7 protein-coding genes and 2 pseudogenes are annotated in these 13,291 nt (G+C 40.4%); 6 read left to right on the plus strand and 3 right to left on the minus strand.

Annotated elements, in window-relative coordinates:
* Window positions 1-83: 83 nt before the first annotated feature.
* Together AC6IZ0_RS09420 and AC6IZ0_RS09425 are read right to left on the minus strand one after the other, a co-directional pair.
* Window positions 84-1,498 (minus strand): annotated as a pseudogene (locus tag AC6IZ0_RS09420) (glycoside hydrolase 100 family protein).
* A 332-nt stretch (window positions 1,499-1,830) separates the two neighbouring features.
* A complete protein-coding gene (locus AC6IZ0_RS09425) occupies window positions 1,831-3,279 on the minus strand; it encodes a glycoside hydrolase 100 family protein (RefSeq protein WP_497725888.1) in 1,449 nt (482 codons plus the stop codon).
* A 1,121-nt stretch (window positions 3,280-4,400) separates the two neighbouring features.
* Between AC6IZ0_RS09425 and AC6IZ0_RS09430 the strand changes: the two are divergent.
* Window positions 4,401-5,593, plus strand: a pseudogene (locus tag AC6IZ0_RS09430) (Coenzyme F420 hydrogenase/dehydrogenase, beta subunit C-terminal domain).
* A 12-nt stretch (window positions 5,594-5,605) separates the two neighbouring features.
* Here AC6IZ0_RS09430 and AC6IZ0_RS09435 read toward each other — a convergent pair.
* On the minus strand, window positions 5,606-6,838 hold the full coding sequence (locus tag AC6IZ0_RS09435) for a methionine gamma-lyase family protein (RefSeq protein WP_497725889.1): 1,233 nt from the start codon (window positions 6,836-6,838) through the stop codon (window positions 5,606-5,608).
* Window positions 6,839-6,925: 87 nt separating this feature from the next.
* Here AC6IZ0_RS09435 and AC6IZ0_RS09440 point away from each other — a divergent pair, with 87 nt between their 5' ends.
* From AC6IZ0_RS09440 to AC6IZ0_RS09460, 5 genes are all read left to right on the plus strand, one after another.
* The gene (locus AC6IZ0_RS09440) at window positions 6,926-7,744 is read left to right on the plus strand and encodes an acyl-CoA desaturase (protein ID WP_271733222.1); all 819 of its coding nucleotides are present in this window, start codon (window positions 6,926-6,928) and stop codon (window positions 7,742-7,744) included.
* Between the two features lie 213 nt (window positions 7,745-7,957).
* Complete coding sequence (locus AC6IZ0_RS09445; RefSeq protein ID WP_497725890.1) at window positions 7,958-9,016, plus strand: fatty acid desaturase; 1,059 nt, start codon at window positions 7,958-7,960, stop codon at window positions 9,014-9,016.
* Between the two features lie 195 nt (window positions 9,017-9,211).
* A complete protein-coding gene (locus AC6IZ0_RS09450; protein WP_271733220.1) occupies window positions 9,212-10,282 on the plus strand; it encodes a fatty acid desaturase in 1,071 nt (356 codons plus the stop codon).
* Between the two features lie 130 nt (window positions 10,283-10,412).
* Window positions 10,413-11,501, plus strand: a complete 1,089-nt coding sequence (locus AC6IZ0_RS09455; protein ID WP_271733218.1) for a fatty acid desaturase family protein — start codon at window positions 10,413-10,415, stop codon at window positions 11,499-11,501.
* Window positions 11,502-11,835: 334 nt separating this feature from the next.
* Window positions 11,836-13,284 (plus strand): site-specific DNA-methyltransferase, encoded by a 1,449-nt coding sequence (locus tag AC6IZ0_RS09460; RefSeq protein ID WP_497725891.1) that lies wholly within the window; start codon window positions 11,836-11,838, stop codon window positions 13,282-13,284.
* Window positions 13,285-13,291: the final 7 nt, after the last annotated feature.

Raw genomic sequence — 13,291 nt, forward strand, 5'->3', positions numbered from 1 at the left:
GTCATGGAAATTCGAGGTAATTAAGTATATTCTGACAATTATTTTATTGTACTGCGGCACCACAACCAACGCCCAAGCAAAACTCATAACTCGCAAGACTGGGAAGCATTCTCTAAATCCAACTGTGCAAAACTGATTAAAGCTAAATGGGACGGGTTGCGTATCAACTCCTTAGCCAAGAGGAAACCAGAAATTGTCCAAATTTGATATCTTCTGGCCTTCTTGCCCACTAAAACCCCCCGAATACCATCATAATATTCTGGCCATTGATTTTGACTCAGACGTTCTTGAGCAATGTCCCAATCCCGTTGACTCACATCAGTCCTACCTGTTTTTTGAGCCGCAGCAATCAAAAACCACAATAACACAGGCCAACTACCACCATTATGATATGACCAGGGTATATTTCTGGGGTCACACCCGGTAAAAATTCTGTATTCCTCCTTTTCCACTGCTGGGAAACAGATTTTCATCGGCATTTCTCCGACTAAATCATCCCACTGTTCCTCAATCAGATTCATAATTGCTTGAGATTGCTGTTCACTGGTAAGAGAAGCAAGAATCGCCATCATGTTTCCCAGTGCAAAAAATCGCGTATCTAATTGAGACATCCGACATTACCCGCTAAGTAACCACCATGTTTTGGTAACCAAATAGCCAAATTAGCATAGCGAATAGAATCAGGATAAATATTAAATTGATTCACTGCTGACTGTCCGTATTCTTCACCCTTAAAGCGGTAAATCGCATTTAATCGCTTTATATCAATCCAATAGTGACGACGAATATGATCTCTTAATAGAGGTAAGCGATTATCAATACCGATGACAATTTTATTATCTCCAGCACAAATCAGCAACTTCCGCGCACACCGTAAGGCTGCATAAAATAGGGCTTGAATTTCCAAAGGATAACCGTAGATACCCATACGCCGGTAAATCATACAAGCGCCATCGGGAACCAACAGGGTGGGGTACATATCAAATCTGGTCGCCAAGCAAATTTCCATAATCAGCATAATTCCTTGCTGGAATTGAGGCTGCAAGGCGAAACTAATATCTTTGGTAGCCTTGACATAGGCGTGTAATATAACTATCCACCACAGACAAGAATCAACAGGTGTAACTCTAGCGATCGCATGTTCCCCAAAATCCGCTTCCAAATATTCTTGACCATTGTCTGATACAACCTTAAAGCTTGCTGGTATCAAACCTTGTCCGGGTATATAAGCATCCAATTGGTTCTTTTTAGGCTGTAACTTTAAAGTTTCTTCCAAGAAATTACGAACAATATCATATTTACCTTTAATTAAAAAAAGTAAAGCGGAGGGGACGAAATCCCTAATAAAACAATGGTCATGCTCTAAACCTTGTTTTATCTGCTCACAGCTTGTCCGAGTACCCACAGGACGACCTTGGTAGTAAATAATCGACTTATCTAAAATTTCCCAGGCCTGTTTTTCTAAATCATCAACTATTACTAATTTCTCTGTTTCCATTCCGAGAAATACTCCATTTAGATGGTATTTTAGCACCAGATAAAATCTGCTTATTCTCTGCTATAGTTACAATACTTGTTAATTGAGTGATGAATATATAGACAACTGGTTTTTGTCGATCCACAAGATATCTAGGGCGATATTCAAGCCTAAACCAAGATCACCAAGGTTTCTGATTTAATTTATTGTCCCATAGCCGCAATTTCCCAAATGATCACTCAGAGCAATTTAGAGAATAGCAAAAGCAAAATGTAACTACTTTGTAGTTACATCGGGCTTTAAACCTTATTTTCATCTTAGACCAATACAACTAATTAACCTCGTGAGATTGACTATCCAGGCATATAAGGTTCTACACTCCCAATTTCAAACTCACAAGCCCGAGAAACAGCTTCAGGCGGTAATTCATCAAAACTCACCAATGGTAAATAATTGGGATTATCCATCAGTTCTTTTGCCAATAAAAAACCTGCAATACTCCAAGTTTGATATTTCCTAGCTTGCTTACCAATGAGTCGTCCTTTTTTACCATCATAATATTCTGGCCATTCATCTTCAATCAACCTGGTTTTGGCAATTTCAATAGTCTTTCTAGCTAAACCAGTTTTGTTGGTTTTGACAGCTGCTGCGGCAAACATCCACATTAATACCGGCCAACTACCAGCATTATGATATGACCAAGGGATATTTTTCGGATCACACCCGGTGACAATTCTGTATTCTTCATGCTCTAAGGCCGGGAAACAGATTTTCATAGGCATATCTCCTACTAAATCATCCCATCTTTCCTCAATCAAACTCATAATAGCTTGTGACTGTTCTTCTGTAGCTAAGTCAGAAATAATCGCCATCAAGTTACCCAGGGCAAAAAAACGGGTATCTAACTGAGATGGACCGACATTACCAGCTAAATAACCACCTTTACGGGGTAACCACTTGTCTAATTCGTAATAGGGAAGAGAGTCTACATAGATATTAAATAGATTCACAGCCCCTTTGCCATACTCTTCACTCTTAAAACGATAAATTGCATTGAGGCGATTAATATCTATCCAATAATGCTGGCGAATATGAGCGCACAACAGTGGGAGGCGGTTATCAATTGCTGAGATTATATCTTGATTACCCTGACAAATCAACAGCTCACGAGCTCCACGTAAAGCCCCATAAAATAACACCTGAATTTCCAGAGGATGACCATAAATCCCCATGCGACGGTCAATCATACAAGCACCATCGGGAACTAACAGCGTGGGGTACATATCAAAGCGATTGGCCAAGCAGATTTCCATAATTAACCTAATACCATTTTGGAAATCAGGTTGATAGGCGATGGAATAATCCTTTGTAGCCACTACATAAGCACGCAATAAAATAATCCACCATAGACAAGAATCTACTGGAGTGACTCTAGCGATCGCGTGTTCACCAAAATCAGCTTCTAAATATTCCTCTCCATTGTCGCATACAACTTTAAAGCTAGCTGGAATTAAACCGCGCCCAGGCTTATAAGCATCTAGTTCTCTTTCTTTAGGCTGTAACTTTAATGTTTCTTCCAGGAAATTACGAACAATATCTGTTCTACCTTTAATCAAAAAAATTAACGCCGAAGAGACAAAATCGCGGATAAAACACTGATCATAATTAAGTGCTTCCACAGAAGCATCATAGGCCGCTACAGTTCCCACAGGACGACCTTGATAATAGAGAATTGACTTCTCTAGCGCTGACCATGCTTGTTCTTCTATATTTTCATCTGTTACTAATTCATTTATTGGCATCACTAGACTAACTCCATTGAGGGGGTAATTGTTTACTAGATGCACCGTGATGGATTATTTATGCTATTATCTTTAGCATAACAAAAACCATATTTTGAATAGCAACCTGCTTTGAGCAAATAAGTTAGAAATCGTCACTTAAGCTACTAATTGAGCTAGAAATTAAGCCACAATTAGCTTTTCTTTCATTATCTTTTAGGTGAAGCGCAGCCAGGTATTTTTTACCTCAAGCAACGTCATAAATCCTAAGAATCGCCATAAAATACATAGTCCCAGGTTGTTCTGTGTTCTGTGTGTCAATCTCCAACCTGGGTTTACCAAACAACAAAGAATTTTCGCTACTATTCCAAGTTGCTTTCAACTATTTACGGTATATTTACTTAATCAAGATTGGGCTTTGAGGCAGTAAATTAGATTATTCCCCTACAACCTCATAATTTATAATGTTTTTTCAGAATATGCAATATAAAAGTTAAACAACTTTAGATGTCAATACTTCTAAGGATGTGTATATTTTACCTAAATTACCAATAATATAGGGAAATTTTGCGAGTAACGTCTAAGAGGATGTTTGGAAAGTATTAAACAGGTAATTTTTATCTTAGGGAACAGGGAACAGGGAACAGGGAATGGGAAGGAACACCGAATACACAAAAAACAATCAAATCCAGTCCCCTCCCCTGACAAGGGGAGGGTGAGGGTGGGGTCAAACAATAGTCAAACAATACCAGTTCTCTGTTTGGCTTCCTCTTCCACAGACATCTACAAGTTTCTAGCTGGTAGAGCTAGTCCTAAGCTGAGTATTTTATAGACAAAACTATACTTATATTAACAAGGGTTGACATAAGTGAGTTAAGAAAATCGCCCACTTGATATATAATCCTACGATATCAAGTATTGAATTAAGACTATTGCCAAGGCGAAAACCAAGCAATGATAGCGGTAGTCTTTCTTGTAAATCTTAAGAGAAATATCGCGTCTGGCTAAGGCGTGCAAGTCTACTAAGGGATAACCGCTCCCATGCTCCCGTTGAAGTAGAAAGTAAACTCTAGCTTGGTCTAGGTTTTATATAGCAGGTATGGTAATAAAAGCGATTCCTGGATAAAACAAAAAAAATTTATATGACCTCAGTTTCTCCCCATAAAAAGGCCAAAGCCCTGAAACCGACCAACCGCCGCCCCGCCAAAGAATTGTGTAGCGAGTGCGGACTATGTGATACATATTATATTCATTATGTCAAGGAAGCCTGCGCTTTTATTAATCAACAGATAGAGGGACTCGAAGAACAAACCCATAAGCGATCGCGCGACCTAGATAACGAAACCGAACTCTACTTTGGCGTTCATCAAGACATGATCGCAGCGCAAAAACAGCAGCCCATAGAAGGCGCACAATGGACGGGTATTGTCAGTAGCATTGCCATTGAAATGCTCAATCGCGGCTTAGTAGAAGGCGTTATCTGTGTGCAAAACACCAAAGAAGACCGCTTTCAACCCATGCCCATCATCGCCCGTACACCAGAAGAAATACTGGCAGCCAGGGTAAATAAACCCACATTATCCCCCAACCTTTCGGTTTTAGAACAAATAGAAAAATCGGGGCTGAAAAAGTTATTAGTAATTGGTGTAGGTTGCCAAATTCAAGCCCTCAGAGCCGTAGAAAAACAACTAGGGTTAGAAAAACTGTATGTTTTAGGTACACCCTGTGTAGATAACGTTACCCGCGCCGGACTACAAAAATTCCTAGAAACTACCAGCCGTTCACCAGAGACAGTGGTACATTATGAATTCATGCAAGACTTCCGCATTCACTTCAAACATGAAGACGGATCCATCGAGAAAGTACCATTTTTTGGCTTAAAAACCAATCAACTCAAAGATGTCTTGTCCCCTCCTGCATGACCTGCTTTGACTACGTTAACTCCCTAGCAGACCTAGTGGTAGGTTACATGGGCGCACCCTTTGGCTGGCAGTGGATTGTCGTTAGAAATGATACAGGTAAACAAATGCTTGACTTAGTGCAAGACCAATTAAACACCCAGCCAGTCACATCCCAAGGGAACCGCAAAGAAGCAGTACAACAAAGTATTCCCGCCTACGACAAAGGGGTAACACTACCCATGTGGGCGGCAAAACTCATGGGTGTGGTAATAGAAAAAATCGGACCCAAGGGTTTAGAGTATGCGCGTTTTTCTATTGATTCCCATTTTACGCGGAATTATTTGTATGTAAGGCGCAATTATCCAGAGAAATTAGCGGCTCATGTGCCGGAGTTTGCTAAGAAGATTGTAGGACAGTATAAGTTACCAGAGTAAATCTCCCGCGACCTATGTAGCCATTCCCACCGCTTCTATCGCCGCCTCTAATGCGATCGCCACATGGGTCCAGTGAGTCCCCCCCTGGCAATAAACCACATAAGGCTCACGCAAAGGACCATCAGCGGAAAATTCTAAAGTGCTTCCCTCAATAAACGTCCCCCCAGCCATGACTACTTGGCTCTCGTAGCCCGGCATATCATCGGGAATGGGGTCGAGATAGGAACCTACGGGTGAATGCTGTTGTATGGCTTTACAGAAGGCAATTAGTTTGGCAGCACAGCCGAGTTTAATGGCTTGAATGACATCCCCACGGGGTGCTAGGGGTGCAGGATTGACTGGATAACCTAACTTATGGAATACATAACCAGTTAGGTGAGTTCCTTTCATGGCTTCCCCTACCATCTGGGGAGCTAAAAATAAGCCCTGGAATAACAGGCGATTTTGGTCGAAGGTAGCACCACCATAACTACCAATCCCAGGAGCTGTGAGACGACAGGCGGCCGCTTCTACTAGGTCAGCACGACCAGCAATATAACCCCCTGCTGTGACGATTGTCCCCCCAGGATTTTTAATCAATGACCCGGCGATTAAATCGGCACCAACATCTGTGGGTTCTCTGGTTTCAATAAATTCCCCGTAACAGTTATCTACAAAACAAACGGTGTTGGGGTTTTGCTGTTTCACTAGGTAAACGATTTTTTCTATGTCGCTAATTGATAAACTCGGCCGCCAGGAATACCCGCAAGAACGCTGAATCAACACTAACCGGGTGTTCTCACTAATGCTACTACTTAGGGTTTGCCAATCTATAGTTCCTTGGAGGGTTAGCTCCAATTGGCGGTAATTTATGCCAAACTCAAGAAGGGAACCTTGGCCTTTACCTCGTAAACCAATGACTTCTTCAAGCGTATCGTAGGGAGAACCAGCTACTGCTAACATCTCATCTCCAGGACGGAGCACACCAAATAAGGCGCAGGCGATCGCATGAGTACCAGAAACAAACTGCACTCGCACCGCCGCCGCTTCAGCACCCATGACTTCGGCAAACACTTGATCTAACGTCTGTCTTCCTAAATCATCGTGGCCATAACCACTGACACCAGCAAAATGGTGTGCCCCAACACGGTGATGACCAAAGGCATCCAGGACTCTTTTCAGATTATGCTTGACCTGAGCGTCAATTCCAGAAAAAATCTCTAACAGTGCCTGTTCTGCTTGCCGCAGCTGTTCCACGCTGTTCATTAGTTCCTCTTTCACAAAAAATTAGTTAGATATGCGGATTTTCCAATCACGCAGATTAGGCTAGACAATTTCTACTCGGGTTATTGCATGACAATTGCTACTTCAACTAAACCTCAAATTAACTGGGTGAATACCCTGTTTTTCATTGCTCTGCACATCGGCGCTTTATTTGCTTTGGTTCCTAGTAACTTTAGCTGGAATGCCGTTGGTGTCGCTTTATTACTTTACTGGATAACCGGTGGATTGGGTATTACTCTAGGTTTTCACCGTCTGGTAACTCACCGCAGTTTTCAAACTCCCAAATGGCTGGAATATTTCTTGGTGTTTTGTGGGACATTGGCCTGTCAAGGAGGTCCAATTGAATGGGTAGGTACACATCGCATTCATCATTTACATTCTGATACCGAAACAGACCCCCATGATTCCAATAAAGGCTTCTGGTGGAGTCATATGGGTTGGTTAATTTATCACTCTCCTGCTCATGCTGACGTTCCTCGGTTCACCAAAGATATTGCCGAAGACTCAGTTTATCAGTTTTTACAGAAATATTTTATTTTGATTCAGGTGGCACTGGGTTTATTACTCATGTATCTGGGTGGCTGGCCTTTTGTGGTCTGGGGTATCTTTGTTCGCATTGTCTGGGTGTACCATTGCACCTGGTTGGTGAACAGCGCTACTCACAAATTTGGTTATCGTAGTCATGATTCTGGCGATCGCTCCACTAACTGCTGGTGGGTGGCGGTGCTAGTATTCGGTGAAGGCTGGCATAATAACCACCATGCCTATCAATACTCTGCTCGTCACGGCCTGGAATGGTGGGAAATCGATTTAACTTGGATGACTATTCAATTACTGCAATTACTCGGTCTAGCTACAAATGTCAAGTTGGCAGGTAAAAGGCAGTAATTTACAGGTGATTGGTTAATAGTGGGTCAAAGCTAATTTCCCTGAAAAACTAATAACCATTCACCACCGGGAAAATTATCTCCTATAGCTAATAAAAATAGTGCGCTTGTGTAGCTGAGATTGCTATAATCCAAGACGCTAATGTTAAGAAACTTTACATCCATCCACCTTTTTGGTGAATTGGTAGGGAAGTCTGTTGTTTTCCAGGTATTCATGACTACATCAATAATCAACAGCCAAAAACTAGGTGACGACCTTGGCGAACCCAAGCTGAAGCTACAAGATATTATCAAAAGCTTACCCAGGGAATGTTTTGAGAAAAACAGTCGCAAAGCTTGGACACAAGTTCTCATCAGTGTTTCTATGGTAGCCTTGGGCTACTATCTGCTCACCATCAGTCCTTGGTTTCTCTTACCCCTAGCTTGGATTTTTACCGGTACTGCTTTAACAGGTTTTTTTGTCATCGGCCATGATTGTGGTCACAGGTCTTTTGCTAAAAGTATGTGGGTAAATGATTTAGTGGGGCATTTATTTATGATGCCGTTAATTTACCCCTTCCACAGCTGGCGAATTAAGCATAATCATCACCATGCTCATACCAACAAGTTGGATGAGGATAATGCTTGGCATCCCATTAGAACACATGTGTTTACCAATTGGTCACCCTTAAAGCAATTTGCCTTTGAAAGGTTTATGCGTCAGCGTCTGTGGTGGGTAGGTTCCATTGGACATTGGGCAGTGGTACATTTTGATTGGCGGAAATTCAAAACCAAAGACCAATCAAGTGTTAAGCTTTCTGTGGCTGTAGTAGTTGTGTTTGCCGCCATCGTTTTTCCTCTTTTGATTGCTACAACTGGTATTTGGGGATTTGTCAAATTTTGGCTACTACCCTGGATGGTTTACCATTTTTGGATGAGTACCTTCACAATTGTTCATCACACCGCCCCAGATGTTTCTTTTGAAACAGCTAACAAGTGGAATGAGGCTTTAGCACAACTATTTGGTACCATTCATTGTGATTATCCCCGCTGGGTAGAAATCCTCTGCCATGATATCAATGTCCACGTTCCCCATCACATTTCTACTGCTATCCCTGCTTATAATTTGCGTCTAGCCTATAGCAGCATTAAGAAAAATTGGCAGCCTTATCTACATGATGAATGTCAGTTTTCTTGGTCTTTAATGAAGCAAATCACAGACCAATGTCAACTGTATCAAACTGATATTGGCTATCAGACCTTCAATGAGTATTACGCAGGAAAACAACAATAAATACCACCCGGCATAAATTGCATTCTCAATACTTGCAACAGTGCTGATTATCCTGTAAATTAAATAGGCTCTGGTAATTCTTAATCTACTTTTAAGCTGAGTTGAATTACCAGAGATTACCTTATAGGGTATTAGTGAAAGCTAATCCCAAAAATATGTCAAAAAAGTCTGATTTCTATCCCACAAAAGAATCAAGTGCCATCAAATACTATCGCTTTCAATAATTCTGATGACTGTAAATTGTCTGAGGAAAAAACCCAACTTCCCTTTACTCTTCAGGATTTGAAAGCTGCTATACCGGCTGAATGCTTTCAGCCAAATGTAACTAAATCCCTATTTTACTTTTTTCGTGACATCTTGATTATTAGCCTACTTTATGCAGTGGCTTATTATCTAGATTCTTGGTATTTTTGGCCAGTTTTCTGGTTCATGCAAGGAACAATGTTTTGGGCTTTGTTTGTAGTTGGACATGACTGCGGACACCAATCTTTTTCTAAGCAAAAATGGCTCAATGATTTGATTGGACACTTATCCCACACACCAATACTAGTCCCTTATCATGGTTGGAGAATTAGCCACAGAACTCACCACAAAAATACTGGCAGTATCGATAATGATGAAAGCTGGTATCCTGTGACTGAATCCCAGTACAAGGAAATGCCACTATTGCAAAAGATAGGGCGATATTATGTCTTTCTTTTGGCTTATCCGGTGTATTTATTTAAGCGTTCTCCAGGTAAGGAAGGTTCTCACTTTTCACCTAGCAGCCCCCTGTTTAAGCCATCGGAAAAATCGGATGTGTTGACTAGTACTATACTGTGGATTGCTATGGTAGGTTTACTAGGTTTCTTCACCTATCAATGGGGTTGGATGTGGCTGCTAAAATACTACGCTATGCCCTACATTGTGTTTGTGATTTGGTTAGATTTGGTAACATTTCTACATCATACTGAGCCAGATATTCCTTGGTACCGTGGGGAAAATTGGACTTTTCTCAAAGGCGCAATTTCTAGTATTGACCGTGATTACGGTTGGGTAAATCACATTCATCATGATATTGGTACTCATGTTGCTCACCACATATTCCTTAACATTCCCCATTACAATTTGTTGAAGGCGACTGAGGCGATTAAACCAGTGATGGGTGAATATTTCCGCAAGTCAGAGGAACCTATTTGGAAGTCTCTATGGCGTTCTGCTGTTAGCTGTAAATTTGTACCGGATACAGGTAGCAAGGTTTACTATACTTCTAAGAGTCAAAACTAGGCTAATATCATCCACAACCATACCAAGAAAGTCCGCTTTGGCGGGCTTTTTTGATCTCACACACCCGGTGGATAAGAGAAGCTCAGGAGAATCAAGTTCTCCCACAATACAATCCAGTGCAAGAACATATATGACAGAAACACAACCAAAAGTAACTTTTACCAAAAACTACGGTTTTAGAAAAGAACTCAATCGCCGGGTTGATGCTTATTTTCAGTCGCAGAATATTTCTACTAGAGATAATCCTGCAATGTACATTAAAACAGCAGTCCTTTTTTCCTGGGTAATCTCTGCTTGGGTATTTACTCTCTTCGGACCACCACAAATATGGATAAAAGTCATCAGCTGTATTTTCTTAGGATTGGGAATTGCTGGTGTTGCTTTTAATGTAGGACATGATGCAAATCACGGTGCTTACTCTCGCAAAAAAATTGTCAATAATATCTTGGGTATCACTTATGATATCATTGGTCTATCTAGTTATTTGTGGAAGTTTAGACATAATTTTCTCCACCATAAATACACTAATTTATTAGGGCATGATGTAGAAATACATGGTGGTGGATTAGTGAGGATGACTGTCTATGTTGAGCATAAATGGTATCACTCGTTTCAACATATATTCATCTGGTTGATATATACTATCATACCCTTTTATTGGTCTATACATGATATTGGTTTCATTACGGTTAACCGGAAATATCACACCTATGATATTCCTAAGCTTAAACCAATAGACCTGTTGATTTTTGTGAGTGGGAAATTTATTTGGCTAGGGCTATTCTTGGGAATACCAATTACTATCGGATATACACCTATTCAGGCGCTTATAGGATTTTGTATTACTTATATGACCTATGGCTTGGTGAGTATTACAATTTTCATGCTGGCTCATGTTATGGAAGCAGCAGACTTTATTGAGTCCAGTGGTGATTTAAAGATTGAGGATGAATGGGCAATATTTCAAACAAGAACTACCGTTGATTTCGCTCCCAATAATCAATTTTTAACCTGGTATCTTGGTGGTCTTAACTATCAAGTTGTTCATCATTTATTTCCGAATATTTGCCATATTCATTATCCTCAAATATCTAAAATATTAGCTGATGTTTGTGAAGATTTTGGCGTTAAATACAATGTTTGCCCAAATTTTACTGCCGCATTGGCTTCTAATTATCGCTGGTTAAAACTCATGGGAACTGCACCTCATCTAGACTAAGTTCATACAATGTTGACAAAACTTAAGAAGATGTTTTAAAAATCAAAGTTAGTCAATAATCAAGCCAGTCGTCTGAGTATGATGGGAATCATGGCGATACTGTTCCCATGTTAGGTTGCTAGGATATACTTTATTCGTTTACTCACAAGGTGCTGATATCTACAAATCTCAGCTTATACCTTGTGAGCTTTTTTCCCAACCCTCCCCCCTTTTAAAACATCCTCTTAAATCTTGTAGCCAATTGTCCTCCACACATCTGTTAGGGCAAATGGGATGTAGCCCAGAGTCAGCAGACTATATAAAGACACTGATATAATAACCATATGCGTGTTTTATGGGGACAATACTTGTGACAAGTCTGTCAAGCATCTCCGACATCACCCCTGAAGTCCAAAATAGTGCTCTTAGAAAAATTGATAACCTTGACAAACAATTGCAGCATCATTTTCAAACTAAGTTTTTAGTTCAGCCTGCACTTACTAGACTTTTAGTAAGTTTTCAAGCTAATAAAACAAGACCTATTTACCGATGGTATAAGTATAAAGAAGCGTTCTCTGCTTCTCTTGTTGAGCTTTTACTGGAAAAATACAGGCTTAATCAGGGCAAGATATTAGATCCTTTTGCAGGTAGCGGTACCGCTTTGTTTGCTGTTAGTGATTTGGGACTGGATGCCGATGGGATTGAATTGTTACCCATTGGTCAACAGATTATTGAAACCAAGAAGGTTCTCGATAGCGAATTTATATCCGATGATCTTATACGTCTCAAAACTTGGTTAAGTTCCCAAATATGGAAACAGAATGATAAAGAGTCCTGTTTACCAGAATTTAGGATTACAAAAGGAGCTTATTCTACAGAAAACAAAAGAGCAATTGGGCAATACCTCGGAGCTTTTTATCAGGAGAATCCAAGAGTCCGAAAAGTTTTGCTCTTTTCTTTGCTTTGTGTTTTAGAATCCATAAGCTACACTCGCAAAGATGGACAGTATCTTCGTTGGGATTATCGTTCCGGTCGTGGACAAGGTAAAAAGCCTTTCAATAAAGGTGAAATCTTAGATTTTGATAATGCGATCGCTAATAAAATCGCAGAAATTATTAATGACCTAAAACCTCATACACATCAGACAGAACTTTTTTCGTTTAAGAGATCGCCTGGTAAAATCCAGCTTTACAAAGGGTCTTGTCTGAAATTGCTACCGACTTTACCTGATGCAATTTATGATGCTGTTATTACGTCTCCACCCTATTGCAACCGATATGACTACACTCGTACTTATGCATTGGAGCTTGCATTATTAGATATTTCTGAAAAGGGACTAATTGATCTCCGACAGGAAATGTTAAGCTGTACAGTCGAAAATCGCTCAAAAGATTTATTGGCTATGAATCCAAATTGGAGATTGGCTTTAGAGACTGCAAATTCACAACCTCTATTGCAAGCTATTCTGGGCTATTTAGATAATCAGAAACTTCAAGGTGTATTAAATAATAATGGGATACCCAGGATGGTTAGAGGTTACTTTGATGAAATGGCTTGCGTCATACAAGAATGTTCTCGCGTACTCAAACCCGGAGCAGTATTGTTTATGGTCAATGACAATGTGCGTTATTCTGGTATAAGTATTTCAGTAGATATGATCCTATCTGACTTTGCAGAGAAACTAGGTTTTATAGTTGAAAATATTCTCGTTTTACCCAGCGATAAAGGTAACAGTAGCCAGCAAATGGGAAACCATGGGCGTGCTCCCTTGAGAAAGTGTGTTTACGTATGGAAAAAACAGTAAGCCGCTC

The sequence above is a fragment of the Anabaenopsis sp. NIES-4685 genome (assembly GCF_059725405.1).

Coding starts and splice junctions, on each gene's coding strand:
- AC6IZ0_RS09435 (WP_497725889.1), bottom strand. CDS start 6,838: ATGAACAGCGTGGAACAGCTGCGGCAAGCAGAACAGGCACTGTTAGAG.
- AC6IZ0_RS09445 (WP_497725890.1), top strand. CDS start 7,958: ATGACTACATCAATAATCAACAGCCAAAAACTAGGTGACGACCTTGGC.
- AC6IZ0_RS09455 (WP_271733218.1), top strand. CDS start 10,413: ATGACAGAAACACAACCAAAAGTAACTTTTACCAAAAACTACGGTTTT.
- AC6IZ0_RS09440 (WP_271733222.1), top strand. CDS start 6,926: ATGACAATTGCTACTTCAACTAAACCTCAAATTAACTGGGTGAATACC.
- AC6IZ0_RS09425 (WP_497725888.1), bottom strand. CDS start 3,279: ATGCCAATAAATGAATTAGTAACAGATGAAAATATAGAAGAACAAGCA.
- AC6IZ0_RS09460 (WP_497725891.1), top strand. CDS start 11,836: ATGGGGACAATACTTGTGACAAGTCTGTCAAGCATCTCCGACATCACC.